The 26,392-nt window shown below is 60.6% G+C and carries 21 protein-coding genes and 1 pseudogene; 12 read left to right on the forward strand and 10 right to left on the reverse strand.

Annotation, left to right across the window (positions count from 1 at the left end):
• The first annotated feature begins 39 nt into the window (after window positions 1-39).
• From BLT55_RS26670 to BLT55_RS26695, 6 genes are read left to right on the forward strand one after another with little or no spacing between them, the layout of a single operon-like run.
• Window positions 40-633, forward strand: a complete 594-nt coding sequence (locus BLT55_RS26670) for a TerD family protein (protein WP_055000953.1) — start codon at window positions 40-42, stop codon at window positions 631-633.
• Window positions 630-1,805: a TerD family protein gene (locus tag BLT55_RS26675; RefSeq protein ID WP_055000954.1), complete on the forward strand. Its 1,176-nt coding sequence runs from the start codon at window positions 630-632 to the stop codon at window positions 1,803-1,805. The genes BLT55_RS26670 and BLT55_RS26675 overlap by 4 nt, the downstream gene beginning before the upstream one ends.
• 50 nt (window positions 1,806-1,855) lie before the next feature.
• Complete coding sequence (locus BLT55_RS26680; RefSeq protein WP_007251676.1) at window positions 1,856-2,305, forward strand: tellurite resistance TerB family protein; 450 nt, start codon at window positions 1,856-1,858, stop codon at window positions 2,303-2,305.
• A gap of 25 nt (window positions 2,306-2,330) precedes the next feature.
• Window positions 2,331-3,365: a TerC/Alx family metal homeostasis membrane protein gene (locus BLT55_RS26685; RefSeq protein WP_007251677.1), complete on the forward strand. Its 1,035-nt coding sequence runs from the start codon at window positions 2,331-2,333 to the stop codon at window positions 3,363-3,365.
• A gap of 26 nt (window positions 3,366-3,391) precedes the next feature.
• Window positions 3,392-3,967, forward strand: coding sequence for a TerD family protein (locus BLT55_RS26690; protein ID WP_055000955.1), 576 nt, complete (start codon window positions 3,392-3,394; stop codon window positions 3,965-3,967).
• A gap of 37 nt (window positions 3,968-4,004) precedes the next feature.
• Window positions 4,005-4,583 carry a TerD family protein gene (locus tag BLT55_RS26695; RefSeq protein ID WP_054079947.1) on the forward strand — a complete coding sequence of 193 codons (579 nt, stop codon included), beginning with the start codon at window positions 4,005-4,007 and terminating at the stop codon, window positions 4,581-4,583.
• A 308-nt stretch (window positions 4,584-4,891) separates the two neighbouring features.
• Here the strand turns inward: BLT55_RS26695 and BLT55_RS26700 are convergent, their stop codons facing one another.
• The 3 genes from BLT55_RS26700 to nadC are packed head-to-tail and all read right to left on the reverse strand — an operon-like array spanning window position 4,892 to window position 8,152.
• On the reverse strand, window positions 4,892-6,124 hold the full coding sequence (locus tag BLT55_RS26700; protein ID WP_055000956.1) for a VWA domain-containing protein: 1,233 nt from the start codon (window positions 6,122-6,124) through the stop codon (window positions 4,892-4,894).
• A 51-nt stretch (window positions 6,125-6,175) separates the two neighbouring features.
• Window positions 6,176-7,255, reverse strand: a complete 1,080-nt coding sequence (locus BLT55_RS26705) for a TIGR00266 family protein (protein ID WP_055000957.1) — start codon at window positions 7,253-7,255, stop codon at window positions 6,176-6,178.
• A gap of 48 nt (window positions 7,256-7,303) precedes the next feature.
• Window positions 7,304-8,152: a carboxylating nicotinate-nucleotide diphosphorylase gene (nadC, locus tag BLT55_RS26710; RefSeq protein ID WP_055000958.1), complete on the reverse strand. Its 849-nt coding sequence runs from the start codon at window positions 8,150-8,152 to the stop codon at window positions 7,304-7,306.
• Between the two features lie 353 nt (window positions 8,153-8,505).
• Here nadC and BLT55_RS26715 point away from each other — a divergent pair, with 353 nt between their 5' ends.
• The 3 genes from BLT55_RS26715 (at window position 8,506) to ampE (ending at window position 12,313) form a co-directional block, all read left to right on the forward strand.
• The gene (locus tag BLT55_RS26715; RefSeq protein ID WP_055000959.1) at window positions 8,506-10,761 is read left to right on the forward strand and encodes a DUF1631 domain-containing protein; all 2,256 of its coding nucleotides are present in this window, start codon (window positions 8,506-8,508) and stop codon (window positions 10,759-10,761) included.
• Window positions 10,762-10,911: 150 nt separating this feature from the next.
• Window positions 10,912-11,460: a 1,6-anhydro-N-acetylmuramyl-L-alanine amidase AmpD gene (ampD, locus tag BLT55_RS26720; RefSeq protein WP_055000960.1), complete on the forward strand. Its 549-nt coding sequence runs from the start codon at window positions 10,912-10,914 to the stop codon at window positions 11,458-11,460.
• A 16-nt stretch (window positions 11,461-11,476) separates the two neighbouring features.
• Window positions 11,477-12,313 (forward strand): regulatory signaling modulator protein AmpE, encoded by an 837-nt coding sequence (ampE, locus tag BLT55_RS26725; protein WP_007251684.1) that lies wholly within the window; start codon window positions 11,477-11,479, stop codon window positions 12,311-12,313.
• A gap of 6 nt (window positions 12,314-12,319) precedes the next feature.
• Here the strand turns inward: ampE and BLT55_RS26730 are convergent, their stop codons facing one another.
• A complete protein-coding gene (locus BLT55_RS26730; RefSeq protein ID WP_055000961.1) occupies window positions 12,320-13,159 on the reverse strand; it encodes a TatD family hydrolase in 840 nt (279 codons plus the stop codon).
• Window positions 13,116-14,111 (reverse strand): catabolite repressor/activator, encoded by a 996-nt coding sequence (gene cra / locus BLT55_RS26735; RefSeq protein WP_055000962.1) that lies wholly within the window; start codon window positions 14,109-14,111, stop codon window positions 13,116-13,118. The genes BLT55_RS26730 and cra overlap by 44 nt, the downstream gene beginning before the upstream one ends.
• 341 nt (window positions 14,112-14,452) lie before the next feature.
• On the opposite strand from cra, the gene ptsP reads away from it, so the two are divergent.
• From ptsP to BLT55_RS26750, 3 genes are read left to right on the forward strand one after another with little or no spacing between them, the layout of a single operon-like run.
• Window positions 14,453-17,320 (forward strand): phosphoenolpyruvate--protein phosphotransferase, encoded by a 2,868-nt coding sequence (gene ptsP / locus BLT55_RS26740; protein ID WP_055000963.1) that lies wholly within the window; start codon window positions 14,453-14,455, stop codon window positions 17,318-17,320.
• Window positions 17,320-18,261, forward strand: coding sequence for a 1-phosphofructokinase (gene pfkB, locus BLT55_RS26745; protein ID WP_055000964.1), 942 nt, complete (start codon window positions 17,320-17,322; stop codon window positions 18,259-18,261). The genes ptsP and pfkB overlap by 1 nt, the downstream gene beginning before the upstream one ends.
• Window positions 18,262-18,273: 12 nt before the next feature.
• A complete protein-coding gene (locus BLT55_RS26750; RefSeq protein WP_055000965.1) occupies window positions 18,274-20,016 on the forward strand; it encodes a PTS fructose-like transporter subunit IIB in 1,743 nt (580 codons plus the stop codon).
• Between the two features lie 27 nt (window positions 20,017-20,043).
• Here BLT55_RS26750 and BLT55_RS26755 read toward each other — a convergent pair whose 3' ends face one another.
• The 5 genes and pseudogenes from BLT55_RS26755 to panB all read right to left on the reverse strand — a co-directional run bounded on the left by BLT55_RS26755 (window position 20,044) and on the right by panB (window position 26,364).
• Complete coding sequence (locus BLT55_RS26755) at window positions 20,044-21,222, reverse strand: acetyl-CoA C-acetyltransferase (RefSeq protein ID WP_055000966.1); 1,179 nt, start codon at window positions 21,220-21,222, stop codon at window positions 20,044-20,046.
• A gap of 106 nt (window positions 21,223-21,328) precedes the next feature.
• Window positions 21,329-22,195, reverse strand: a pseudogene (locus BLT55_RS26760) (oxygenase MpaB family protein).
• Window positions 22,196-22,799: 604 nt separating this feature from the next.
• The gene (gene pgi / locus BLT55_RS26765) at window positions 22,800-24,464 is read right to left on the reverse strand and encodes a glucose-6-phosphate isomerase (protein ID WP_007251692.1); all 1,665 of its coding nucleotides are present in this window, start codon (window positions 24,462-24,464) and stop codon (window positions 22,800-22,802) included.
• A gap of 251 nt (window positions 24,465-24,715) precedes the next feature.
• Entirely contained in the window at window positions 24,716-25,567 is an 852-nt protein-coding gene (gene panC / locus BLT55_RS26770; protein ID WP_055000967.1) for a pantoate--beta-alanine ligase, read from the reverse strand.
• Entirely contained in the window at window positions 25,564-26,364 is an 801-nt protein-coding gene (gene panB / locus BLT55_RS26775; protein ID WP_055000968.1) for a 3-methyl-2-oxobutanoate hydroxymethyltransferase, read from the reverse strand. The genes panC and panB overlap by 4 nt, the downstream gene beginning before the upstream one ends.
• Between the last annotated feature and the right edge of the window lie 28 nt (window positions 26,365-26,392).

Below are 26,392 nucleotides of genomic sequence, written 5' to 3' on the forward strand. Positions count from 1 at the left end.
ACACTTTTATCCGAATTCCGTAGTCACATGGAGCGAAAAATGGCACTCACTTTGGCAAAAAACCAGACGATCTCACTCGAGAAAACCGCTGGTACAGGCCTCAAGAAAGTCAGCATGGGCCTTGGATGGGACCCTGAAAAGGCCAGCGGTTTCTTCGGCAAATTGCTCGGCGGTGGCGGCGGCGATATCGACCTCGACGCCTCCTGCATTATGCTCGACGCCGATAAAAAGCCCCTCGATCTGGTCTGGTTTCGTCAGTTGCAATCGCGCGACGGTGCCATTTTGCACTCCGGTGACAACCGTACCGGCGAAGGCGCGGGTGATGACGAAACCGTCAGCGTCGACCTGGAAAAATTGCCGGCTGCGGTCAAATACCTGGTGTTCACCGTCAATTCGTTCACCGGGCAGAATTTCGAAAAAGTCGCCAATGCCTACTGCCGCATCGTCGATCTGGGCAGCCGCAACGAGCTGGGCCGTTTCGACCTCTCCGAGAAAGGTCAGCATACTGGCGTGGTGATGTCTTACCTGTCGCGCACGGCATCGGGCTGGGATTTCACTGCTGTCGGTCAGGCCACCAACGGCCGCACTGCGGATGATCTGGTCGAACTGGCCATCGGAGCTGTACGCGGATGACCCAACTTGTTCCAGGCGCCAACGCGCCAGTCGCTACCGGGCCTCTGACGGTCGAGATCAGCTACGCCCCACTGACAGGCGCAGACATCGATGTGTCCGCATTCCTGTTAACGGGGTCGGGCAAGGTTCGTGGCGATCAGGACATGTGCTTCTACGGCCAGAAAAGCGTCAATAATGGTGCGGTCCAGCAGACAGAAGCGTCGGCGGGCCGCGCAGTGTTCACCCTTGATCCGAGCCGTCTGGATTCGGTCATCGAGAAAGTGGCCCTGACGGCGACTATCTACGAGAACAAGGCCAGCTTCAACGCTGTGTCGCGTCTGGCATTAAGCATAACGGGCGGCATCGAGGCAGAGATCCCCACCAGCGGCATGAAGGAAACCGCGCTGATTCTGGGCGAGTTCTACTTGCGCCAAGGCGCCTGGAAATTCCGCTGCGTTGCGCAGGGTTTTGCGGACGGCTTGGAGCCGCTGGCTAAAAACTTCGGCGTTGAAGTCGCCGCGCCGCAGGATCAGCCTGCACCTGTTCCAGCACCAGCACCAGCACCAGCGGTCAAGTCGACGGTCAGTCTGAGCAAGATCACGCTCGACAAGACTCGCGCCTCGGTCAGTCTGGAAAAAACCAGCGCCGGTTTCGGCGAGATCAGGGTCAATCTGAACTGGAATCGCCGCAGTGACAACAAGGGCGGCGGCTTCTTCTCGATGAAGAAGAGCAATGCCATCGACCTTGATGTAGGCTGCCTTTTCGAATTGCAGGACGGCTCCAAAGGGGCGGTTCAGGCACTCGGCAATTCGTTCGGATCGCTCAACAGCGAACCGTTCATCAAGCTGATGGGCGATGACCGCACCGGGTCGATCAGTGATGGTGAGTGGCTGCACATCAACGGCGGGCACTGGGGCAAGATTCGTCGCATTCTGGTGTACGCGTTCATCTACGAAGGTGCGCCGAACTGGAAAGAAACCGACGGGGTAGTCACCATCCATGCGCCGGGCCAGCCACCCATTGAAGTACGTCTCAATGAAGAGGGCGGCCGTCAGGGCATGTGTGCGATTGCCTTGCTGGAAAACGACAACGGAGCGGTCAAGGTGACGCGCCGTGTGGATTTCCATAATGGCCACAGCAACATGGACAAAGCCTACGGCTGGGGCATGCGCTGGGCTGCTGGTTCCAAGTAAACAACACCGTGGTATTTCTGGCTGGCTGTGCCGCCTCATGGGAGATAGACATGCTGGACTGGTTGAAAACAAACGCAACAGCGGCCCGCGACAAGCTGGCCACTGAAGTTTCGAAGTTCAAGAATCGCGAATTCATGGACGCTGTAGTTTCCGGCTGTGCGCTGGTATCTGCCGCCGATGGCGATATCAGCGCCAGTGAAAAGCAGAAAATGGCCGGCTTCATCCAGAACTCTCAGGAACTGAAAGTTTTCGACATGAAGGACGTCATTCAGGGCTTCCAGGAAGCCTGCTCCAAGTTTGAGTTCGATTACGAAATTGGCCGTGCCGAGGCGTTGAAAACCATCGGCAAGATCAAAAAGAAAGAAGATGCTTCCCGTCTGTTGGTGCGCGTCTGCTGTGCAATCGGTGGCGCTGATGGCAGCTTCGACGAGAAAGAGCGGGAAGTTTGCCGCACGATCTGTCGCGAGCTTGGCCTGAACCCGTCCGATTTTGACCTGTAATTTTTACCCTAAGGAACGCAGTTAAATGGAAAGCACCTCTCTAGGCTTCCCTCCACTCACGATGGCGGTTTTCGTCGGTCTGGCCATTACGGCCATGGCCATCGACATGTTCTCCCACCGGGGCAACAAGCCGATCACCCTGGCGCAAGCCTCGGCGTGGTCGATTTTCTGGGTCGCCATTTCGCTGGCTTTCGCCGGTTTTCTGTATGTGCAGCACGGCGCTGAAGTTGCCACGCTGTTCGTCACCGGTTATGCGCTGGAAAAAGTGCTGAGCATCGACAACCTGTTCGTGTTCATGGCGTTGTTCGCCTGGTTCAAGATCCCGGATGGCCTGCGCCACCGCGTTCTGTACTGGGGCATCATCGGCGCCATCGTTTTCCGCGGCATCTTCGTCGCTATCGGTACCGGCCTGCTGGCACTGGGCCCGTGGGTCGAAGTGGTGTTTGCGGTGATCGTTGCCTGGACCGCGGTCATGATGCTGCGTGCCGGTGATGACGACGATGAAGAGGTCGACTACTCGCAGCACATGGCTTATCGCTTTGCCAAGAAACTGTTCCCGGTGTGGCCAAAACTGCACGGCAGCAACTTCTTCGTGCGTCGCGCGGTTCTGGAAGAAGAAATCAAGAAGCCTGAAAACGCCGGTATCACGCTGGCTGCCAAAGGCGCGCTGTTCGCAACTCCGCTGTTCCTGTGTCTGGTTGTGGCAGAAATCTCCGACGTGCTGTTCGCGTTCGACTCCGTGCCTGCAATCATCGCCGTAAGCCGCGAGCCTCTGATCGTGTTCTCGGCCATGCTGTTCGCGATTCTCGGGCTGCGTACTTTGTATTTCGTACTTGAAGCCCTGAAACGCTACCTGGTGCATCTGGAGAAGGCCGTTATCGCGCTGCTGTTCTTCATTGCCGTCAAGTTGGGCCTCAACGCGACCAACCACTTGTTCCATCACGGTTACGAAATCAGCGCCAACGCCAGCTTGCTGGTAGTGGTTGTCGTGCTGATCATCGGTATCGTCGCCAGCCTGCTCTTCCCGGGTAAAGAAGAACCGGCTGAAGAAAAAGCTTAAACACTGGATAAGGAGATATACGAATCATGGCTTTGACTCTGCAAAAAGGTGGCAACCTTTCGCTGTCGAAAACCGACCCGACCCTGACCAATGTCCTCATCGGTCTGGGCTGGGATCCGCGCGCCACTGATGGTCAGGATTTTGACCTGGACGCCAGCGCATTCCTGTTGGGCGCCAATGGCAAGGTCCGCAGTGAAGCTGACTTCATTTTTTACAACCAGCTCAAGAGTGCCGATGGTTCCGTCGAACACACCGGTGACAACCGTACCGGTGCCGGTGATGGCGACGATGAAGTGCTCAAGGTCGATCTGACCAATGTGCCTGCCGATGTCGACAAGATCGTTTTCGTCGTGACCATTCACGATGCCGACACTCGCAAGCAGAACTTCGGTCAGGTGGGTGGCTCGTTCATCCGCGTTCTGAATGAAAAGTCGGGCGCTGAAGTTGTTCGTTATGACTTGGCAGAAGATGCTTCGACCGAAACTGCCATGGTGTTTGCCGAGCTGTATCGCAACGCTGGCGAGTGGAAGTTTCGTGCGGTTGGCCAAGGTTATGCCGGTGGCCTGAAAGCCGTTGCCAACTCTTTCGGCATGAATTTCTGATTCACGCCTAACCCTATTTCTGAAAAGGATTACGAACATGGCAGTAAGTCTGAGTAAAGGCGGTAACGTTTCCCTGTCGAAAGAGGCTCCTGGCCTGACAGAAATCACCGTAGGCCTGGGCTGGGATCCACGGGTGACCGATGGCACCGAGTTCGACCTCGACGCGTCGATCTTCATCGTTGGCGAAAATGGCAAGGTGCTGGACGACAACAGCTTCATTTTCTACAACAACAAGAAGTCGACCGATGGTTCGGTTGAACACTTGGGCGACAACCGCTCAGGTGCGGGCGAAGGCGACGACGAGCAAGTCAACGTCAAACTCACCGGTCTGGCGGCTGCGGTCAAGAAGCTGGTGTTTGCGGTCACCATCCACTCGGCTGACGAGCGCAAGCAGAACTTCGGTCAGGTTTCGAACGCTTACATCCGCGTTGTGAACAAGGCTGACGGCAAGGAAGTCGCGCGTTACGACCTGTCGGAAGAAGCATCGACCGAAACCGCGATGATCTTCGGCGAGCTGTACCGCAACGGCGACGAGTTCAAGTTCAAGGCCATCGGCCAGGGCTTTGCAGGCGGTCTGAAGCCGCTGGCAGAAGCCCACGGTGTTGCAATCGGCTAAACCCGATCAGCGCCCGATAAAAACCCCCGCCAGCGATGGCGGGGGTTTTTTTTGGGCTTTTGAAAGCATTGGCTGGGTAAAGGCTGTCGTTCGCACGCTCCAGCGCTCATCGTTATAAATAAGTCCGCTTTTGATTCTGGCCGAAGGCCGTGGGAGCGAACTTGTTCGCGAAAGGGTCAGCATAATCGCCGAAAAATGCATACTCTGAAACACTGCCTTCGCGGACAAGTCCGCTCCCACAAAGCCCTGCGACGCGGAGCGTCGCACGATAGTCAGTAGTTGAGATCATCGTTGCGCATGCTCACGCTCTACAGAATCCCGGCACCCTTGGCCGCTTTCAGCCAGTCGGGAAACTCTTCCATCAGTAGGTCGTACAGTTTCTCTTCCGGGATTTCATCCAGGCGGTCCAGGGCGAAGAAGTTGCAGTTGTCGACCACACGTCCGCCCATATCGTCGAGCTTTTCGAGAATCCCGTAACCGTGACCTCCCAGGCCCACGAACTGCCAGAAGATCGGCAGTTTGGCGGCTTCGGTTATCAGCCTGGTGATCTCGCGGTCCTGATGCACACCGCCGTCGCTGATGAACAGGATGTAGATCGGTGTCTTATCGCCTGACTGCTTGTAATAATCGATGACCATGCGCATGGCCTTCGGCTCGTCGTTGATGCGTGCACCCAGCTCCCAGTTTTTCCAGCCGCCATGGTCGGTCTTGATAAAGTCCTGAAAGTTGCCCAGTCTGACAGCGCTGAGTTGCTGCGGCTTTGCACCGAAGGCCCAGCAGTCCAGTGCGCCGTCATCGTCGAAATGCACGGCTAGCGGAATCAGGCGGTCCACCACTTCCTGCACATGACCACGCGTGTATTGCGCGTTCATCGAGCCTGACGCGTCCAGCACCAGCCCGACCCGGGCCTTGGTGTCGGTCAGTCTGGCTTTTTCCAGGCTGACTTGAGCCTTCTTCGCCAGGCTGATCAACTGCGGAGCAGCGGCGGCAATCTTCTTCTCCAGAGAAATTCGTGCAGGCGGGGGCGGCGGTGCGTCGGCCACTTCACCACCAAAATGTACCACCAGCGCGTCCAGCCCGGCGTTATAGCCCTGCAGGTTGGAGGCAATGCGCCATTCGCCGTTCTTGCGATAGACATCGGCCACCATGATGGCTTTCTCGGCGGCAAAGGTCGCCCCGGAGAACTCGCCACGGGCCACTTCGCGGCCTTGCGCCTGAATGCTGAAATGGCTGGCCTGGATATCGCTCATCGCTCCCGTACCATCAATGGACGCAGTGAACACCAGCCGGTCTATGGATGCCGGCAAGCGACCCAGCGCGAGCTGAAAGTCGCCGCCGTTGACCTGTTTGACACCGTTGCAGGGGCTGGCAGGCTGATTGAAGAAGATCATGTAGCGGTCGTCCGACAGCTTGCCGTTGGCGTCGACGCCGAAGCAGACATAATCGATCACATGCGGCGATTTCAGGGAGATCGACAGCGTGAGGTCAGTGCCCTGAATCAGTGTGGAAAGCGGGATGCGTTGGCCTTGAGCGATTTGCATGGTTCTTCCTTGGCAATGGGGTATCAGAGAGCCCCGGTCAAATGACTGGCCTCAGCGTTCGCTTTGGCCTGCACCCGCAGGGCCGGCCGCCAGCATGCGCCCGGCCAGCCGAGAGAATGGCAGACTTTGCAGCCACACCGTGCCGGGGCCGGTCAGTCGGGCGAAAAACACGCCTTCGCCGCCGAACAGCATCGACTTGATGCCGCCGCCGACCATGCGGATGTCGTAGTCCACAGTCTGGGTCATCGCCGCCAGGCAGCCGGTATCGACATCCAGCCCTTCGCCTGCCGCCAGTTCGATCTTGCGCACCGTGCCGCCCATGTGCACGAAAACCCAGCCGTCGCCTTCAAGCTTTTGCAGGATGAAGCCTTCGCCGCCGAACAACTCGGTCAGAATTTTCTTCTGAAATTGAATGCCTATGGACACACCCTTGGCACCGGCCAGGAAGCTGTCTTTCTGGCAGATCAGCTTGCCACCGAAATCGCGCAGGTTCAGCGGCAGGATGGTGCCGGGGTAGGGCGCGGCAAAGGCAACCCGGCCCTTGCCGGCCCCTTGCTGCGAAAATACCGTGGTGAACAGGCTTTCGCCGGTGAGCATGCGTTTGCCTGCGCCGAACAGCGAGCCCAGCAGCCGCGATGATTGATTGCTGCCGTCGCCGAAGATCGTCTCCATTTGCACATCGCAGGTTTTGTACATCATGGCGCCGGCTTCAGCGACCGCACTTTCGCCGGGGTCAAGTTCCAGTTCGACGAACTGGGTTTCCGAGCCGTACAGCTTGAAGTCCACGCCGTCGGTGGTCTGCGCCAAGCCAAAGCCGCCCGAAGCGTTCGGGTCTGGCGTGAACCACGGCCGTTTGCCCGGCGCGGAAGGAACGGGCACGGGTGGCGCAGAAGCCTGCGCAGGCAGGCCCGAAGGCCTTGGCTGGATCATCTCGGGCGCTGGAGCCGGGAAGGGTGTCACGCCATCCTTTTTGACGGCGCGCACGTCCTTAACCTGATAGATCGGCTGCCAGTCCGGCATGCCCTGTTTCCAGCACCAGGCACCGGGTGACTCGCGCGCAATCAATCGCGCTGCCGCTGCATCCATCGGGCCGAGTTGCTTGCCCGCGTTCATGACAAACCATTGGTCCAAGGCATCTGCTCCCGATCGAATCGAAGTCGTCTTCAGCGCGTCAAGCCGTCAGATGCTCAGGCGCATGGACAGGTCCACGGCCTTCACATCCTTGGTCATCGCACCGATGGAAATATAATCAACGCCGGTGTCGGCAATCACCCGCAGGGTGTCGTCAGTGATGCCGCCACTGGCCTCGAGCCTGGCACGGCCTGCGGTGAGACGAACGGCTTCGCGCATGTCATCCAGGCTCAGCTCGTCGAGCATGATGATGTCGGCCCCGGCGTCCAGCGCCTGACTGAGTTCACCCAGGCTCTCGACTTCGACCTCCACCGGCTTGCCCGGCGCTATCTTGCGTGCAGCGTCCACGGCCTGAGCGATGCCGCCGCAGGCTGCGATGTGGTTTTCCTTGATCAGGAACGCGTCATACAGGCCGATGCGATGATTGTGGCAGCCACCACAGGTGACTGCGTATTTCTGCGCCAGACGCAGGCCCGGCAGGGTCTTGCGGGTGTCGAGCAGTTTGACCCCGGTGCCCGCGACCAGGTCGGCGAAATACTGCGCGCGGGTTGCGACGCCGGAGAGCATTTGCAGGAAGTTGAGCGCGCTGCGTTCGCCTGTCAGCAGCGAACGTGCAGGGCCTTCCAGATGAAACAGTGTCTGATTCGGGCTGACCCGGTCGCCGTCGACCACTTGCCAGTGCACGGCCACACGAGGGTCGAGCTGACGAAACACCGCGTCGACCCACGCGGTCCCGGCAATCACCGCCGCGTCACGGGAAATGATCGTGGCCTTGGCCAGCCGTTCTGCCGGAATCAGCTGGGCGGTGATATCGCCACCGCCAACATCCTCGAGCAATGCGCGGCGCACATTGGCTTCGATCTCGGCGCTCAGATCGGCAAGTCGTAAATTCGGCATAGCGGGCTCCACTAACAAAGTCGTCCGAGTATAAGGCACTGCATCCTGCTAACCCACCGGCGGCCATGCTCTGGAACGCCTTTGCGAGCGTGCAGTTGGTCGGTTTGGCGAATTTGCGTGCGATGGAATGCAAATGTTGCGGTCTATCAGTGCACATGAATATGCAGGCGTCATCCAGATGAGTGTGTAAAAAAAGTCTCACTGGCGCTAATGACAACTTTTGAAAGATACTCGACCATTATTTGACGTCACAGGTTTGACGTCATGCGAAACCAAGGGGGTCGGATCACAAGGCGAGGGTGGCATGCCACGCTTGTGATACGGCCCGGGTATTTTCCTGACAGGGGGGTGTAATGCCGAACGACGAAAAAGTAGTGCCGTTAAGCAAAGTACTCCCTTCGCAGGGGGCCAGCGCGCCGCTGGCCAGGTTACCGGTGGTGTTGCTGCAGGTTCGCGACAAAGCGGCGCAGCAGCTCAAGGACGCTTTGCAGGTGCTGTTCGACAACGCCGACGACACGCTGTTCGAGATGGCTGACCGCGCCCTTAGCAACACCGAGCAAAACATCTTTTTCGAAGCCATGCGTGACCTGCGTCTCAAGCGCAAAAGCATAGAGCGTGGCTTTCTCGACAAGTTCTACGAGTCTTTCCTGTCGCTGGGCCAGTATCAGATTCAGGACCCCGTGCTGCCTGCCGCCGTGTCGTTCGACAAGCTGGCGCTGGTGCATAACGATGATCTGGAAAAGACCGTGGCGGTCGACGCAATGGTCTCCAAGGTCATGAGCCGTGACAGCCTCGCGCTCGGCCAGCTCACCGCACGCCTCAACGTTCTGGTGCCGCAACCCATCACCGACGAAAACAACCCGCTGGGTCCGGCGATGCTGTGCCGGTTCTTCCTTGAGGCTGGACGCAACCTGGGGGTCGAGATCAAGGTCAAGCTGATCATCCTCAAGCTGTTCGAAAAGTATGTGTTGACCAACACCGATCATCTGTACGGTGAGGCCAACCAGTTACTGATCGCCACCGGCATTTTGCCGGACATGAAAGTCCTGCCTACCCGCCGCTCATCTGATCGAGCAGCGCCTAGGGCTCGTTCTGCCGAACTGTCCGACCCTGTGCTGAATGAAGCGGCGGACAAGCTCGACAAAGGCGTGCAGGAGGTGTTCTCGGCATTGCAGGAGTTGTTGCTGCATGTGCGCGGCCATCTTGTGCCACGGCATGAGCCCAACGCCGAAGTACGGCCGATCTCCAGTCGGGACTTGATGCGTCTGCTTTCTCATTTGCAGCAGTACGTGCCGTCTCAGGACACCGCTGACGACTTCGACTTGCGCAGTCAGCTCGAACAGCTGCTAACGCGGGTCAACGTGAAAACCGGTAAATCACGGATCGTGGGCGTGGGCGACGAGGACGTTATCAACCTCATCGCCATGCTCTTCGGGTTCATTCTCGATGACCGCAACCTCCCGCCATCGCTGCGCGCGCTGATAGGGCGCTTGCAGATTCCGATGCTCAAAGTGGCGGTGCTCGACAAGAGTTTTTTCAGCCGTGGCAGTCACCCGGCCCGGCGCCTGCTCAACGAAATTGCTACCGCAGCGCTGGGCTGGGGCGGGCGTGACGACTATCAGCGCGACTCGTTGTATCAACGCGTCGAGCAGATCGTGCAGCGGCTGCTCAATGACTTTGACGACGACCCGTCGATCTTTTCTGAATTGCTCGCCGATTTTCTGGCCTTCACCAGTGATGAACGCCGTCGCAGCGAGTTGCTGGAGCAGCGCACCCGTGATGCCGAAGAAGGCCGGGCGCGAGCCGAACTGGCTCGTCAGCTGGTTCAGCAGGAACTGAACCAGCGTCTGCTGGGGCGCACCTTGCCGGAAGTGGTGGTGCGTCTGTTGCAGGAGGCCTGGAGCAAAGTACTGCTGCTGACCTGCCTCAAGCACGGTGACGCGTCCGGCGAATGGCAAGCAGGCCTGACCACCATGGACGAGTTGATCTGGAGCGTCGAGCTGCATGACGATCCGCAGGCTTTGCAGCGCTTGCTGGAGCTGGTGCCGGGGCTGCTCAAGTCGTTGCGCGACGGCCTGACCAGTGCGGCGTTCGATCCGTTCGCCACCAGCGAGTTCTTCAGCCAGCTGGAGTCGCTGCATGTGCAGGCGTTCCAGCATTTCACACGTTTGCAGGAAGCCAGTGGCGATGCTGGATCAGGTGACGCGTCGCTGTCCGGCGCTGACCTTGCGGACGGTCCGCCGATGATGGCCGTGGTCGAGGAAATCGTCCTGATCGCACCCGAAGAGCGGTTGTTCAACGAACCGGTCGTGCAGTTGCCTGACGATGACGCCGGTTTGCAGATGGTCGACAACCTGCGGGTGGGTTGCTGGGTCGAGATTCAGGAAGACGAAGAGCATAAGTTGCGTTGCAAGCTGACCGCCATTGTCGAGCCGACCGGCCGCTATGTGTTCGTCAATCGCACTGGCATGAAGGTCCTGGAAAAAACCCGCGTTGGCCTTGCCGTCGAGTTTCGTCGCGGCGCGGTGCGCGTTCTCGACGATGCCTTGCTGTTCGATCGGGCGCTGGAATCGGTGATCGGCAACCTGCGCAAGCTCAAGGGCGCCTGAGTCCTCGCAAGACCGAAGGCCTATGGCGTAGGAAATAGTCCGCGTGTGATCGGTCATTTCCTACGTCAAGGGTCCTTGTCTAAACCCCCACATCTGCGTTTATCGCGGGCATAATCGCTGTCATCCATTTCCTCCGCTCAAGGAGCACTCATGCAACTGGACCCCGCAAGCGGTTGGTGCGCTGGCGTGCAGCATTGCCCTTCGCCCAACTTCAATGCGCGACCCAATGGTGAGATCTCGCTGCTGGTGATCCACAACATCAGCCTGCCACCGGCGCAATTCAAGACCGGCAAGGTGCAGGCTTTCTTCCAGAATCAGCTGGACTGCACCGAGCATCCGTACTTTGCGGGCATTGCCGAGCTGCGTGTTTCGGCGCATTTTCTGATTGAACGTGATGGCGACGTCATTCAGTTCGTCTCCTGTCTTGATCGTGCGTGGCATGCCGGGGTGTCCAGTTTTCACGGACGTGAGGGCTGCAACGACTTTTCCATCGGCATCGAGCTGGAAGGCACGGACGAGCAGCCTTTCACTGACGCGCAATATCACGCGTTGATTGAGCTGACAGGCCAGTTGCGGCAGGCTTTTGCGGATATCACGCCCGAGCGGATCTGTGGTCACAGTGACATCGCGCCCGGGCGCAAGACCGATCCGGGCCCCTGCTTTGACTGGGCCAGGTTTCGAGCGACTTTGCTGGATTGATGTTGGGGGATAAACGATGAGTTTTCTGGTGCTACTGCTGGCCGTCTGCATAGAAAAGTTTTCTGCACTGCGTCAGCGGGTACAGCGTGATGGTCCGTGGCTGAACGAGCTAGCAAAGCTTGAAAGCGGCCCGCGAACCGCTGCAAGGCCCTGGTTCACGCTGGCGCTGCTGGTGCTTGTGCCGGTTTTGCTGCTGCAACTGGTGCTAACCATTGTCGGTTCGGTAGCGTACGGCTGGCTGGTCCTGCCGATTCATCTGCTGGTGTTGATCTACAGCCTCGGCCGGATTGACCTCATCGCCGTGCTCGGGCCGTTTCGCGATGCCTGTCGGCGCGGCGATGTGCAGGCGGCGGTGCATGTGGCCGAGCGCGACATGGGCGTGCAGGCCGACGACAGCGAGCAACTGCTGCAAGGCGTGCAGAGCTACATGCTGTGGCAGGCGTTTCAGAGTTTCTTCGCGGTGATCTTCTGGTATTTCGTGCTCGGGCCAGTGGCCGCATTGGCTTATCGCTTGCTGGCGCTTGCCGCTGAGCACGGCAAGACCCCGGCGCTGGTCGAGCGGGCCGGGCAGATGCGTCATGCGTTCGACTGGGTGCCGGTCCGATTGCTGGCCGCAAGCTTCGCGCTGGTCGGCAATTTCGTGGCGGTCAGTCGGGTGATGCTGCACGAATTGCTCAACTGGAACATCAGCGCTGCACAGTTGGTCACCCGCACTGGATGCGCCGCCAGCGAAGTGCCGTCCCCGGTGATTGGTCCGAACGGCGTTGCCAGTCTGGATTTGCTCTGGGAGTTGCTGGTGCGCGCCGCGATCGTCTGGTACGCAGGTTTCGCGCTGTGGACACTGCTGATCTGAAGCGTCCTAGCCGCTGGAGGTGTGCGGCCAGCCGAATAGTTCGCAGGCGTTGCGCGTGCTGACCTCGGCGAGCTGTTCAGGGCTGATACGCATCAAGCCCGCCAGCGCCTGACAGATGTCGGGCAAGTGCTGCGGGCTGTTGCGCTGATTGGGGTGCATGGCGGGCGCCATGTCCGGCGAGTCGGTTTCCAGCACCACGCTGTCCAGCGGCAGTTCGGCAAGTACCCGATGCATGCGCAGCGCTTGTGGCCAGGTCGCCGCACCGCCCAGACCAAGCCTGAAACCCAGTTTGATGTATTCCCGCGCTTCTTCACGACTGCCCGCAAACGCATGAATGATGCCGCTGCGCTTGAGTCTGTGACGCTTGAGGGTGGCGATCACGTCGGCGTGGCTGCGCCGCACGTGCAGCAGGGCGGGCAGGTCGAAGTCGGCAGCCAGTTGCAACTGCGCCTCGAAAACCGCCTGCTGACGCGTTTTGTCGAGGTGATCGAGGTAGTAATCGAGACCGATCTCGCCCACCGCACATAACTGCGGGTGGCCTTTCAGGCGCGTCAGCCAGTCGCCCAGCTCGGTCAAGTGTTCGGCGCGATGCTCGTCGATGTAGACCGGGTGCAACCCGAACGCTGCATGCAGAGAAGGGTTGGCGACGGTCAGGTCCCACAACCGCTGCCAGTTGCGCTGATAGACCCCCAGCACCACCATGCGCTGCACGCCGAGTGCCTGACTGTGATGCAGGACCTGCGCACGGTCGGCATCGAAGTCGGCAAAATCCAGATGGGTGTGGGTGTCGATCAGCGTCACGTCAGGCCTCGTGAATGCGTTGCTTGAACGCCCGCACGATGGCATGCACGCCCGGCTGGTAATCATCCTTCTCGATAGCGGCCAGTGCCAGTTGCAGTGCCTTGTCGGCGATCAACTGATGTTGCTGGGCCATGGCATTGACCGGCAGCGGTAGAAAGTCCAGCAGCTGCGTATCACCGAACGTGCCCAAATGCAGCTGGGTTGAGCTCAGCGCCTGACTTTGCAACACATCGAACACGCCTTGCAGCAGCACGTAGGAGGTGGTGATCAGGGCATCGGGAAAATGCCCGTCGCGTTGCAGCATCTCGTTCATCAGGCGTTGCCCGCACTGGCGGCTGAACGCTTCGCCATGTTCGATGCGCGAGGTGCCGGTGAAACCCTCCAGCGCGTGCTCGAAACCGGCAGCCCGTGCCCGGCTGATACTCAGTTCCGGGCGAGCCCCCAGCAGCGCGATATGCCGTGGGCCGGTCTGTAACAAGCTGCGGGTAAGCTGCAGGCTGGCGTCATGGTCATCGCTGACCACCGAACAGAAAAACGCGGGGTCCATCTCCCGGTCGATGGCGATGATGGGCATGCCTTTGAGCTGCAAGTCGCGATAGCTCTCGTCGCCGGGCGGCAGGCAACTGGCAACCAGCAGGGCATCACAGCGGCGCGCGCGGAAAAGCTGCAACAGTTGCAGTTCGCTGACGGGGTCATCGTCGGAGCTGGCGATCAGCAATTGGTAGCCCAGGCTGCGAGCGCCTTGCTCCAGCAGCTTGGCGATGCGGGCGTAGCTGGGGTTCTCCAGATCCGGAAGGATGAAGCCCAGGGTTTTGCTGTGCCGGCTGCGCAGGCCCGCTGCTTGAGGGTTGGGTCGGAAGTTGTGCTGCTCGACGACTGCTTTGACGCGCTCGACCGTTGCCGGGCTGATGCGCTGTTGTTCGGCCTTGCCGTTGATCACATAGCTGGCCGTGGTCACGGAAACACCCGCCAGACGTGCAATATCGCTCAGTTTCACCCCGGAGTTTCCTTTAGTTAGGTGCGTGGATCAGGAAAATCGAATTATTGTTGATGTAACGGTGATCTTTACACCAGACCGTAGGAAATTCCTAAGTGCTTCAAGTTTTTTGGGAAGTCTCCTACAACGATTGTGCGGCTGGGCTTCAATGAATCCGCAGAATCGAGTAACGTGCCGGGCAATTATAGATTAAACGTTTCAGCACGCCTGTTGTCTGCTGCAATCCAGACGAAAGCGATGTCCGATAGGTATCGCTTCATTTTCCCAAGCTGTCGATCATTCATGGTCGTCATTAAAACAAGAATCAGGTGGCGCCCTGGCGCCGCACAGGAGTCAAGGCAATGCTCGAACTTACTCTGGAGCAAATATCCATGGCCCAGTCGGCTGTGGATAAGACTGCCGCACTTAAGCTGCTTGCCGACCACCTGGTCGCCGATGGTCTGGTAGCGGAAGGCTACCTCACTGGACTGATGAACCGTGAGCAGCAAGGCTCGACCTTTCTCGGTCAGGGCATCGCCATCCCACACGGTACACCCGAAACCCGCGACCTGGTGTTCACCACCGGCGTGCGCCTGATGCAATTCCCTGAGGGCGTGGATTGGGGCAATGGCCAGATCGTTTACCTGGCGATCGGCATCGCGGCTAAATCCGATGAGCATTTGCGCCTGCTGCAATTGCTGACCCGCGCGCTGGGTGAAGAAGATCTCGGCCCGGCGCTGCGTGAGGCGAAGACCGCCGAAGACCTGTTGCAACTGCTGCAGGGCGCGCCGCAGGAACTGGCGCTCGACGCGCAGATGATCAGCCTCGGCGTCTCGGCCGACGATTTTGAAGAACTGGTGTGGCGCGGCGCACGTCTATTGCGCAAGGCCGATTGTGTAAGCAATGGTTTTGCCGCCGTGCTGCAGCAGGTTGAAGCGCTGTCGCTGGGCGATGGTCTGTGGTGGCTGCACAGCGAACAGACCGTGAAGCGTCCTGGTCTGGCGTTCGTCACGCCGGACAAACCGATTCGTTATCTGGGCCAGCCATTGACCGGCCTGTTCTGCCTGGCCAGCCTGGGTGAAGCGCACCAGGCGCTGCTCGAGCGTCTGTGCCTGCTGTTGATCGAAGGTCGCGGCCATGAATTGGGCCACGCCACCAACAGCCGTGCGGTGCTGGAAGCGCTGGGCGGCGAATTGCCTGCCGAGTGGCCGACCCGCCAGATTCAACTGGCCAACGCCCACGGCCTGCATGCCCGCCCGGCCAAGATTCTGGCGCAACTGGCCAAAGAGTTCGACGGCGAGATCCGCATGCGTGTGCTGGAGACCGGCGAAGCTGCGGTGTCGGCCAAGAGCCTGAGCAAGCTGCTCAGCCTCGGCGCTCGTCGTGGTCAGACGCTGGAATTCATCGCAGAACCGACGATTGCTGCCGACGCGCTGCCTGCGCTGATTGCTGCGGTAGAGCAGGGGCTGGGCGAAGAAGTCGAACCCTTGCCTGCGGTTTCCGAACCTCAGGCCGCGCCAACGCCTGCCGCTGTCGCCAAACCGCTGAATGCACCGGCGCCGGGCAGTGTGTTGCAGGCTGTGTCGGCATCGCCCGGCATCGCCGTCGGCCCGGCGCACGTACAGGTGTTGCAGACCTTCGATTACCCGCAAAAGGGCGAATCGGTTGCGGCCGAACGTGAGCGTCTGCACAGCGCCATTGGCGAAGTGCGCCGCGACATCGAAAACCTGATTCAGCGCAGCAAGTCCAAGGCCATCCGCGAAATCTTCATCACCCATCAGGAGATGCTTGAAGACCCGGAACTGACCCGCGAGGTCGAGCAGCGCCTGAACGACAACGAAAGCGCGGCGGCGGCGTGGGCAGCTGTCATCGAAGCGGCTGCCGTTCAGCAGGAACAGCTGAAAGATGCGTTGCTGGCCGAGCGCGCGGCCGACCTGCGTGATGTGGGTCGCCGTGTGCTGGCGCAGATCTGCGGCGTTGAAACTGTTGCTGCGCCGGACGAACCCTACATTCTGGTGATGGACGAAGTCGGTCCGTCCGACGTTGCGCGTCTTGATCCGGCCCAGGTGGCCGGCATTCTGACCGCTCGCGGCGGCGCGACTGCGCACAGCGCCATTGTCGCCCGAGCGCTGGGCATTCCCGCGCTGGTCGGTGCCGGTGACGAAGTGTTGCTGCTCAAGCCGGGCACGGTGCTGCTGCTCGACAGCCAGCGCGGCCGCCTGACCGTTGCGCCTGACGAAGCGACCTTGCAGCGCGTGGTTCAGGATCGTGATGCTCGCGAGGAGCGCCTGAAAGCCGCTGCCGCCGCGCGCATGGAGCCTGCCGTGACCCGTGACGGCCACGCGGTCGAAGTCTTCGCCAACATTGGCGACAGCACCGGCACCCCGGCTGCCGTTGAGCAAGGCGCTGAAGGCGTTGGCCTGCTGCGCACCGAATTGCTGTTCATGGCGCATTCCCAGGCACCTGATGAAGCGACGCAGGAAGCCGAATATCGCCGCGTGCTGACTGACCTCGGCGGGCGTCCGCTGGTGGTGCGCACGCTCGATGTCGGCGGTGACAAGCCGTTGCCGTACTGGCCGATCGACAAGGAAGAAAACCCGTTTCTCGGGGTTCGCGGCATCCGTCTGACCCTGCAACGCCCGGACGTCATGGAAAGCCAGCTGCGCGCGCTGTTGCGTTCGGCTGACAGCGGCCCGTTGCGCATCATGTTCCCGATGATCGGCACCCTTGAAGAATGGCGTCAGGCACGCGACATGACCGAGCGACTGCGCAAGGAAATCCCGGTCAGCGACCTGCAACTGGGGATCATGATCGAAGTGCCGTCGGCCGCGCTTATTGCGCCGGTCCTTGCCAAAGAAGTGGACTTTTTCAGCATCGGCACCAACGACCTGACCCAATACACGATGGCCATCGACCGCGGCCACCCGACCCTGTCGGCGCAGGCGGACGGGCTGCACCCTTCGGTGCTGCAACTGATCGACATGACCGTACGCGCCGCGCATGCCAACGGCAAATGGGTGGGAGTTTGCGGCGAACTGGCGGCTGACCCGCTGGCCGTGCCGATTCTGGTCGGGCTGGGCGTGGATGAATTGAGTGTGTCGGCGCGCAGCATTGGCGAGGTCAAGGCCTGCGTGCGTGAACTGACCCTGAGCACTGCTCAGCAACTGGCGCAAAACGCGCTGACGGCGGGCAGCGCTGCCGAAGTCCGTGCCCTTGTGGAGGCCTTGTAATGGCGAAGATTCTTACTCTGACCATGAACCCGGCGCTGGACCTGACGGTGCAGCTGGGGCAAATGGAACTGGGGCAGGTCAACCGCAGCAGTGCGATGCTGACCCACGCCGCAGGCAAAGGGCTCAACGTGGCGCAGGTGCTGGCTGACCTCGGCCACGACCTGACGGTTGCCGGTTTCCTCGGCGTCGACAATCAGCAAGCGTTCGAAGCGTTGTTCGAACGGCGCAACTTCGTCGACGAGTTCGTGCGTGTGCCGGGCGAAACCCGCAGCAACATCAAGCTGGCCGAAGGCAGTGGCCGCATCACCGACCTCAACGGCCCCGGCCCGCAGGTCAGTGAAGAGGCACAGCAAGCCCTGTTTGCGCGCGTTCAGCAGATCGCCGCAGGCTTCGATGTGGTGGTGGTGGCGGGCAGTCTGCCGCGTGGCGTTACTCCGGAGTGGTTGCAGAAGCTGTTGCTGATGCTCAAGGACCTCGGCCTGAAAGTGGCGCTGGACAGCAGCGGTCTGGCCTTGCGCGCCGGCCTGGCGGCCGGGCCGTGGCTGATCAAACCCAACACCGAAGAGCTGGCCGACGCGCTCGACGCGCCGATCATTTCCATCGCGGCACAAGCCGAAGCGGCGACGCGTCTGCACGCTCAGGGCATCGAGCATGTGGTGATCTCCCAGGGCTCAGAAGGCGTGCACTGGTTCAGTCCGAACCAGGCGCTGCATTCGCTGCCGCCCAAGGTCACGGTTGCCAGCACTGTCGGTGCCGGCGATTCGCTGCTGGCGGGCATGGTTCACGGCCTGATCGGCGGTCACGATCCACAGAAAACCCTGCGCACCGCCACGGCCATCGCGGCCATGGCCGTGACCCAGATCGGTTTCGGCATCACCGATGCCGCCCAACTCAAACGGCTTGAAGGCGGCGTCACGGTACGCAGCCTGACAGAACAATAAGAGAGGATCGTCATGAAGTTAGCCATAGTCACGGCCTGCCCGAGCGGCAAGGTCAGCAGCGTACTCAGCGCACGATTGCTCGAAGCGGCCGCACTGCGCCAGGGCTGGGAAACCAGCGTCGAAATCATCGACCCCAACAAGGCCGATCAGCAGCTCTCGCCTGAAGATATCCAGGCCGCCGATCTGGTGCTGGTGGTCAATACCGGTCCGGTGGACCTCGACCGCTTCGTCGGCAAGCGCCTGTTTCAGGACTCGCCTGCGCATGCGTTGCAGGACGTCGACAGTTTTCTGCAGCGCGCTGCGAAAGAAGCACAGGTGCATGTCGCCGCGCAGGCTGTCGCGCCGCAAGCCGCCAGCAGTGCTGGCGCGCAGCCGCGTATCGTGGCGATCACGGCTTGTCCGACCGGCGTGGCGCACACGTTCATGGCCGCCGAGGCGATTCAGCAGGCCGCCAAGCGCCTGAATTACGATTTGCAGGTTGAGACCCAGGGCTCGGTCGGCGCGCGCAACCCGCTCAGTCCTCAGGCGATTGCCGAGGCTGACGTGGTGCTGCTGGCAGCCGATATCGAGGTCAACACCGACCGCTTTGCCGGCAAGAAAATCTACCGCTGTGGCACCGGGATTGCGCTGAAGCAGTCCGAAGCCACCTTGAAAAAGGCGCTGGCGGAGGGCCAGGTCGAATCTGACTCGACGGCTGCCAAGTCGCCCGCCCGCCAGGAGAAAACCGGGGTCTACAAGCATTTGTTGACCGGCGTGTCGTTCATGCTGCCGATGGTGGTTGCCGGTGGTTTGCTGATCGCGCTGTCATTCGTGTTCGGCATTACTGCATTCAAGGAGCCGGGCACACTGGCTGCGGCGTTGATGCAGATTGGCGGTGAAGCGGCATTCAAACTGATGGTGCCGTTGCTGGCCGGTTACATCGCCTATTCCATCGCTGACCGTCCGGGGCTGGCGCCGGGGATGATCGGTGGTTTGCTGGCGAGCACGCTGGGGGCCGGTTTCATCGGCGGTATCGTCGCGGGTTTTCTGGCCGGTTACAGTGCGGCGGCGATCAATCGCTATGCGCGTCTGCCGGCCAGCGTCGAAGCGCTCAAGCCGATTCTGATCATTCCTTTGCTGTCGAGCCTGTTCACCGGTATGGTGATGATCTACGTGGTCGGCAAGCCAGTGGCCGGAATGCTCGAAGCGCTGACCCACTTCCTTGACAGCATGGGCACCACCAACGCCATCCTGCTGGGCGTGGTGCTGGGCGCGATGATGTGCGTCGACCTCGGTGGGCCGATCAACAAGGCGTCTTATGCGTTCTCGGTCGGCCTGCTGGCCTCGCAGAGCTACGCGCCGATGGCGACTGCCATGGCTGCCGGTATGGTGCCGCCAATCGGTATGGGCATCGCCACCATTCTGGCCCGTCGCAAATTCGCCCAGAGCGAACGTGAGGCCGGCAAGGCAGCCTTCGTGCTGGGGCTGTGCTTCATTTCGGAAGGCGCGATTCCATTCGCTGCCAAGGACCCATTGCGGGTTATTCCGGCCAGTATCGTCGGTGGCGCGCTGACCGGTGCCTTGTCGATGTACTTCGGTTGCAAACTGATGGCGCCCCACGGCGGCCTGTTCGTGATGCTGATCCCGAACGCCATCAACCATGCGTTGCTTTATCTGCTGGCGATTGTCGCCGGTAGTCTGCTGACCGGCGTGGTCTACGCGCTGATCAAGCGCCCGGAGCCTGCCGAGATGGAAGTGGCGCCCGCCGGCGCCTGATCCGCTCTCGATCGCTGACGCAAGCTCTCAGCGTGCCAGCGCGAAGGAAACCCCCTGGCCACCGCCGATGCACAGCGTGGCCAGGCCTTTTTTCGCATCCCGCCTGATCATTTCGTGCAACAGGGTGACCAGCACGCGGCAGCCTGACGCGCCAATCGGGTGACCGATAGCGATGGCTCCGCCATTAACGTTGAGTTTCTGCGGGTCCAGCCCTAATTCCTTGCCCACCGACAATGCCTGCGCGGCGAACGCTTCGTTGGCTTCGATCAGGTCCAGCTCGTCCAGCGACCAGCCGGCCTTGTCCAGGCAGCGGCGGGTGGCGCTGACCGGGCCGATACCCATGATGGCCGGGTCCACGCCTGCGTTGGCATACGCGGCGACACGTGCCAGCACCGGCAGGCCCAACTGCTCGGCCCTGGCCGCGCTCATCAACATCACGGCGGCAGCGCCGTCATTGAGTGACGAGGCGTTACCGGCGGTGACGGTGCCGTCCTTTTTGAAGGCAGGTTTGAGTTTGCCCAGCGTCTCGGCGGTAGTGCCAGCGCGGGGCTGCTCGTCGACCGCGAAAGACAGCGGGTCGCCCTTGCGCTGCGGGATCAGGATCGGCGTGATCTCGTCGGCAAAGCGCCCGGCTTCGATGGCGGCAATCGCCTTTTGCTGCGACAGCGCGGCGAACGCATCCTGTGCTTCGCGGCTGATGTCGTATTTTTGTGCCAGATTTTCTGCGGTGATGCCCATGTGGTAATCGTTGAAGGCATCCCACAGGCCGTCACTGATCATCGTGTCGACCATTGTCGCGTGGCCCATGCGCAGGCCGGTTCGTGCGCCGGGCATGACGTAATTGGACAGGCTCATGTTTTCCTGTCCGCCAGCGATGATGATCTCGGCGTCACCGCAGCGAATCGCCTGAGCGGCCAGATGCAGCGCCTTGAGGCCTGAGCCGCAGACCTTGTTGAGGGTCATGGCCGGGACCGAAAAGGGCAGGCCGGCCTTGATGGCGGCCTGTCGTGCAGGGTTCTGCCCGGCACCTGCGGTGAGCACCTGGCCCATGATGACTTCGTCGACATGCGCGCCGTCCACGCCGGTTCTGGCCAGCAGCTCGCGGATGACCGCAGCGCCCAGATCGACCGCTGGAACGGCCGCCAGTGAACCCTGGAAACTGCCCACGGCGGTGCGGGTCGCGGCAACGATAACGACGTCTTGCATGGTGCTGATCCTCATTGTTATTGAGGGCGCATGGTGGCACAGATAGCGCTGCAGGTTCCAACCGCGAACCGGTCAGTCACGTTTTGCAGCTGGCCTGCAACGGGCTTCAAAGGCCCATGCGGCGCTTTGCGCGTTGTGCCGATCCGTCCCTCACCGCCCAGCGCAGTATCGGTGCGGTGGTGTTGACGCCGAGGCGCACCAACCGACGTTGCAACGGGCTTTGCGTGACATCAAGCATATCGCTGGCCCAGACCGGCAGCAGCTCGATCCCGGCACGCATCATCAGCACGCCGAAGGGTTTTGCAAGCCAGTTGGGTGCCGGAGCCCCCAGCAGCAAGCGCACTACCTCACGACTGCGATCATCGCAGACCAGTTATCCGCGAATATTCGCCAGATAATCAGCGATGGCCTGTCGGCAGCGCGGCACGTGACGAGCGCCCAGCCGTTCGGCGACCAGAGCGGTTTCGGCGTAATACCGGTCCTGATCTACCGGCGACATCGCCGGGTTGTGATAACGCAAATGCGCCGCGAGAAAGCTGCTGACTTCGGCGACGTGCACCCATGTCAGCAGGTCCGGGTCGCTGGCGGCGTAAGGGCGACCGTCAGGCGCCGTGCCGGTGACTTGCAGGTGGATGGCGCGCACCTTGTCGATCAGCCAGTTGGCGTCCTGTGTGGAGCCATAGGTGGTGCCGGACAGAAACTGCCCGGTACGCCGCAGACGACCGAGCATGTCCTGCCGAAGACTGGAGTGATCCCAGATACCTGCCAATGCCAGCGGATGCAGCGCTTGCAGCATCAAGGCGCTGATGCCGCCGACTAGCATACTGGCGAAATCACCATGCACCTCCCAGCACACCGCCTGTGGACCAAACAGACCGGGATCGCCCTTGGGGTTTTCCAGATCCAGCTGTCCGAGGGCGAGGCCGGTGAGGCTGATGACCTGAGTTTCGATGCGGGTACGAATGAATTCCATGTCGGGCTCGTGCATCGGGAAGGGAAGTACGGCAAAGAGGCTTTTGCGGTAACGGATCGGGCGATGCTTCGCTCCCACAAGAAGAATGTACATCCGCTAAAAAAGATGTACCGCCTGAAATCACACTGCGCGCCCCTATGGGAGCGAACTTGTTTGCGAAAGGGTCGATACATCCGCTAAAAATATACCGTCTGAAATAAAGCTTTCGCGGACAAGTCCGCTCCCACAAGGAGAACTTACATCCGCTAAAGATGTGCCGCCTGAAATCACACTGCGCGCCCCTGTGGGAGCGAACTTGTTCGCGAAAGGGTCGATACATCCGCTAAAGATATAGCGTCTGAAATAAAGCTTTCGCGGACAAGTCCGCTCCCACAAGGAGAACTTACATCCGCTAGGGAGACGCTGATTTATTCTAAAACCCAGCTGTTGCCCCCAGATAAATCAAGGCCTCCAGAGCGTTGCAGGGACGAAAAATCGAATAAATCAGCGCCTCCCTAAAGATGTACCGCGTGAAATAAAGCTTTCACGGACAAGCGAAGCGTCGCCCGGTTCGCTCTCACGGCCTTCGGCCAGAATCAAGAGCGAACGTGTGGGGCGATTGCGCTTAGCCGCGGTGACGGCCGCGGAAGTAGTTGATCAGGCCCTGGGTCGACGCATCGTCAGCCGGCTCTTCGGTGCCGCCAGTCAGACGCTGGTACACCGCCTTGCCCATTTCCTTGCCCAATTCGACGCCCCACTGGTCAAACGCGTTGGTGCCCCAGATCACGCTCTGCACGAACACCTTATGTTCATACATTGCCACCAGCGCGCCAAGACGGCGCGGGCTGATGCGCTCGACCACCAGCGTGTTGCTCGGGCGGTTGCCGGGAATGACCTTGTGCGGTGCCAGTTTCTGCACCTCATCTTCAGGCATGCCTTTGTCACGCAGCTCGGCTTCGGCTTCGGCGCGGTTCTTGCCCATCATCAAGGCCTGGCTCTGCGACAGGCAGTTGGCGTATAGCCACTGGTGATGGTCGGCAACCGGGTTGAAGCTGACAATCGGCACAATGAAGTCGGCCGGAATCATCTGCGTGCCTTGATGCAGCAACTGGTGGTAAGCGTGCTGACCGTTGGCACCCACGCCGCCCCAGATCACCGGCCCGGTGTCGGTCAGCGCGGGTGTGCCATCCTGGCGAACGCTCTTGCCGTTGGATTCCATGTCCAGCTGTTGCAGGTGTTTGGTGATGTTGCGCAGGTAATGGTCGTACGGCAGGATCGCGTGGCTTTGCGCGCCCCAGAAGTTGCCGTACCAGACACCCAGCAGAGCCAGCAATACCGGCATGTTCTGCTCGAACGGCGCGCTCTGGAAATGCTGGTCCATGGTGTAGGCACCGGACAGCAGTTCCTTGAAGTTGGACATGCCGATCGCCAGTGCGATAGGCAGACCGATCGCCGACCACAGCGAGTAGCGACCGCCGACCCAATCCCACATCGGGAAGATGTTTTCTTCGCGGATACCGAAGGCCACAGCAGCGGCGTTGTTGCTGGAAACCGCGATGAAGTGACGATGCAGTTCCTGCTCCGAACCGCCTTGAGCCAGGTACCAGGCACGGGCAGCCTGAGCGTTCTTCAGGGTTTCCAGCGTATTGAAAGACTTCGACGAGACGATGAACAGCGTGGTCTCGGCGCGAATCTTCATCGACAGCTCATGGAACTCGCTGCCATCGATGTTTGCCAGGTAGTGGCAACGCACGCCTTTGTGCGCGTAAGCCACCAAGGCTTCGGAAACCAGTTCCGGGCCGAGGAACGAGCCACCGATGCCGATGTTCACCACGTCGGTGATCGGCTTCTCGGTGTAGCCGCGCCACAGACCGTCGTGGATGCGGCCGACCAGCTCGGTCATCTGGTTGAGCACGCGGTGCACGTCGGGCATCACGTCGACACCGTTAACTTTCAGCTTGTCGCCTACCGGGCGACGCAGCGCGGTGTGCAGTGCCGGGCGACCTTCGGATGAGTTGACCAGTTCGCCGTCGTACTGCGCTTTGATCGCCTCTTTGAGGCCCACTTCACCGGCCAGACTGACCAGCAGGTCACGGGTCTCGGCGGTGATCAGGTTCTTGGAGTAGTCGAGAAACAGACCGGCGCTGCTGAGCGTGAACTGGCTGAAGCGCTGCGGATCAGCTTTGAACGCCTCACGCATGCTGAAGTCCTGCATGGACTGACGGTGTCTGGTCAACGCTTGCCAGGCGGGCAGAGCGGTCACATCGGAAGGATTGCGGTAGTACGCCATCGCTGCGGGTTTCCTTTAACGGGTTCGGTCCTGGATATTTTTAGAGCGATGTTGCAAGCTTTCTCACTGTCTATACGTCGCAGACTACCCTTCGCGTACCTGTTTGTCTGCGCCTCGTCCTACTTGACCCCGGTACTTTTTCGCACGCAAGAAACCGGGGGTTTCACTCGTATATGGTCGATTGTGGTTCAGGCAACCTGTACCGGTATGGCATTTCAGGTGCGGCTTAGTTCATTGGGCGATGAATCCCTTCAGCTTCTGGTCAGGTGCAGATTGTCGATCAGTCGGGTCGTGCCCAGAAACGCAGCGGCCAGAATCACTACATCACGATCCTGTGCCGTTGCCGGACGCAGGCTGCCGGCTTCGCAGATCTCCAGGTAATCGATGCGGAAACCGGCCGCTTCCAGTTGCTGCTTTTTGCCGCTCAGCAAAGTGGCCAGATCCTGCTCGCCGGCGCGCAGGGCATCGGCGGTCTGGCGGATGGCCTGATACAGCGCAGGAGCCGTCGCGCGTTGAGCTTCGCTCAGGTACCCATTGCGTGATGACAGCGCCAGGCCATCGTCGGCGCGCACGGTCGGTTCGCCGATGATCTGGATCGGCATGTTCAGATCACGAACCATGGCGCGAATGACGGCCAGTTGCTGGAAATCTTTCTCACCGAAAATCGCCAGATCGGGCTGCACCATATTGAACAGCTTGCTGACCACGGTGGCGACGCCTTCGAAATGACCGGGGCGGCTGGCACCGCACAGGCCTTGCGACAGGCGCGGCACGCTGACGATGGTCTGGCTGGCTGTGCCATTCGGGTACATTTCTTCGACGCTGGGCGTGAACAGCAGATTGCAGCCAGCCTGCAGCAGTTTTTCCTGATCGGCCGCCAGGGTGCGCGGGTAGGTCGCGAGGTCTTCCTTGGGGCCGAACTGCAACGGATTGACGAAAATGCTCGCAACCACGAAATCGGCGCGCTGAGCGGCCTTGGTAACCAGCGCGGCATGCCCGCTGTGCAGGTTGCCCATGGTTGGCGTCAACGCGATGCGCTTGCCTTCGCTGCGCGCGCGGGCAATGACGGCGCGCAGTTCCTGGACGGTTTTAACTGTGTTCATGCCGAGAATCCGTGTTCGATGGCCGGAAAACTGACGTCTTTGACGGCGGCCACGTAGGCCTGAATGGCGGACTGGATGTCTGGCTGGCCGATCATGAAGTTTTTCACGAACTTGGGCACGCGCCCGCTGATGGACAGGCCCAGCATGTCGTGCAACACCAGCACCTGGCCGTCCGTGGCGCTGCCAGCGCCGATGCCGATTACCGGGACGCTCACGGCCTGGGTGATTTCCTCGGCCAGTTCGCTGGGCACGCATTCCAACAGAATCATCGCTGCGCCAGCCTGTTCCAGCGCGATGGCATCGGCGCGCATCTGCCGTGCCTGAGCTTCCAGACGGCCCTGAACCTTGTAGCCGCCCAGCACGTTGACCGACTGCGGCGTCAGGCCCATGTGGGCACAGACCGGAATCCCGCGTTCAGCCAGCAGGCGAATGGATTCACCGAGCCAGGCAGCGCCCTCGACCTTGATCATGTGCGCACCGGCCTGCATCAGCGTGGTGCTGTTGAGGAAGGTCTGTTCCAGCGTGGCATTGGCCATGAACGGCAGGTCGGCGAGTATCAGCGCGCCTGCATTGCCGCGTTTGACACAGGCAACGTGGTAGGCCGTTTCGGCGGTAGTGACAGGCAGCGTGCTGTCATGACCTTGCAGGACCATGCCCAGCGAGTCGCCCACCAGCAGCACTTCGACACCGGCCTGGCAGGCTGTGTGCGCGAAAGTTGCGTCGTAGCAGGTCAGCATGGTGATTTTTTCACCTTTCTGCTTCATGGCCAGCAACGACGTAACGGTTATGTTCGGCATGTAAAGTCCTCCATCAGGCGCTGTGAAG

It is taken from the genome of Pseudomonas cannabina (genome assembly GCF_900100365.1).
GTDB classification, from domain to species: Bacteria; Pseudomonadota; Gammaproteobacteria; order Pseudomonadales; family Pseudomonadaceae; genus Aquipseudomonas; species Aquipseudomonas cannabina.

Excerpts from the sequence above, each read along its gene's own strand:
- ampE (WP_007251684.1), top strand. The coding sequence starts at position 11,477 with ATGAGTTTTCTGGTGCTACTGCTGGCCGTCTGCATAGAAAAGTTTTCT.
- BLT55_RS26695 (WP_054079947.1), top strand. The coding sequence starts at position 4,005 with ATGGCAGTAAGTCTGAGTAAAGGCGGTAACGTTTCCCTGTCGAAAGAG.
- BLT55_RS26700 (WP_055000956.1), bottom strand. The coding sequence starts at position 6,124 with ATGCAAATCGCTCAAGGCCAACGCATCCCGCTTTCCACACTGATTCAG.
- BLT55_RS26755 (WP_055000966.1), bottom strand. The coding sequence starts at position 21,222 with ATGCAAGACGTCGTTATCGTTGCCGCGACCCGCACCGCCGTGGGCAGT.
- BLT55_RS26690 (WP_055000955.1), top strand. The coding sequence starts at position 3,392 with ATGGCTTTGACTCTGCAAAAAGGTGGCAACCTTTCGCTGTCGAAAACC.
- pgi (WP_007251692.1), bottom strand. The coding sequence starts at position 24,464 with ATGGCGTACTACCGCAATCCTTCCGATGTGACCGCTCTGCCCGCCTGG.
- nadC (WP_055000958.1), bottom strand. The coding sequence starts at position 8,152 with ATGCCGAATTTACGACTTGCCGATCTGAGCGCCGAGATCGAAGCCAAT.
- BLT55_RS26715 (WP_055000959.1), top strand. The coding sequence starts at position 8,506 with ATGCCGAACGACGAAAAAGTAGTGCCGTTAAGCAAAGTACTCCCTTCG.
- panB (WP_055000968.1), bottom strand. The coding sequence starts at position 26,364 with ATGCCGAACATAACCGTTACGTCGTTGCTGGCCATGAAGCAGAAAGGT.
- BLT55_RS26730 (WP_055000961.1), bottom strand. The coding sequence starts at position 13,159 with ATGCCATCGTGCGGGCGTTCAAGCAACGCATTCACGAGGCCTGACGTG.
- BLT55_RS26670 (WP_055000953.1), top strand. The coding sequence starts at position 40 with ATGGCACTCACTTTGGCAAAAAACCAGACGATCTCACTCGAGAAAACC.
- BLT55_RS26685 (WP_007251677.1), top strand. The coding sequence starts at position 2,331 with ATGGAAAGCACCTCTCTAGGCTTCCCTCCACTCACGATGGCGGTTTTC.
- ampD (WP_055000960.1), top strand. The coding sequence starts at position 10,912 with ATGCAACTGGACCCCGCAAGCGGTTGGTGCGCTGGCGTGCAGCATTGC.
- ptsP (WP_055000963.1), top strand. The coding sequence starts at position 14,453 with ATGCTCGAACTTACTCTGGAGCAAATATCCATGGCCCAGTCGGCTGTG.
- BLT55_RS26680 (WP_007251676.1), top strand. The coding sequence starts at position 1,856 with ATGCTGGACTGGTTGAAAACAAACGCAACAGCGGCCCGCGACAAGCTG.
- BLT55_RS26675 (WP_055000954.1), top strand. The coding sequence starts at position 630 with ATGACCCAACTTGTTCCAGGCGCCAACGCGCCAGTCGCTACCGGGCCT.
- BLT55_RS26750 (WP_055000965.1), top strand. The coding sequence starts at position 18,274 with ATGAAGTTAGCCATAGTCACGGCCTGCCCGAGCGGCAAGGTCAGCAGC.
- panC (WP_055000967.1), bottom strand. The coding sequence starts at position 25,567 with ATGAACACAGTTAAAACCGTCCAGGAACTGCGCGCCGTCATTGCCCGC.
- pfkB (WP_055000964.1), top strand. The coding sequence starts at position 17,320 with ATGGCGAAGATTCTTACTCTGACCATGAACCCGGCGCTGGACCTGACG.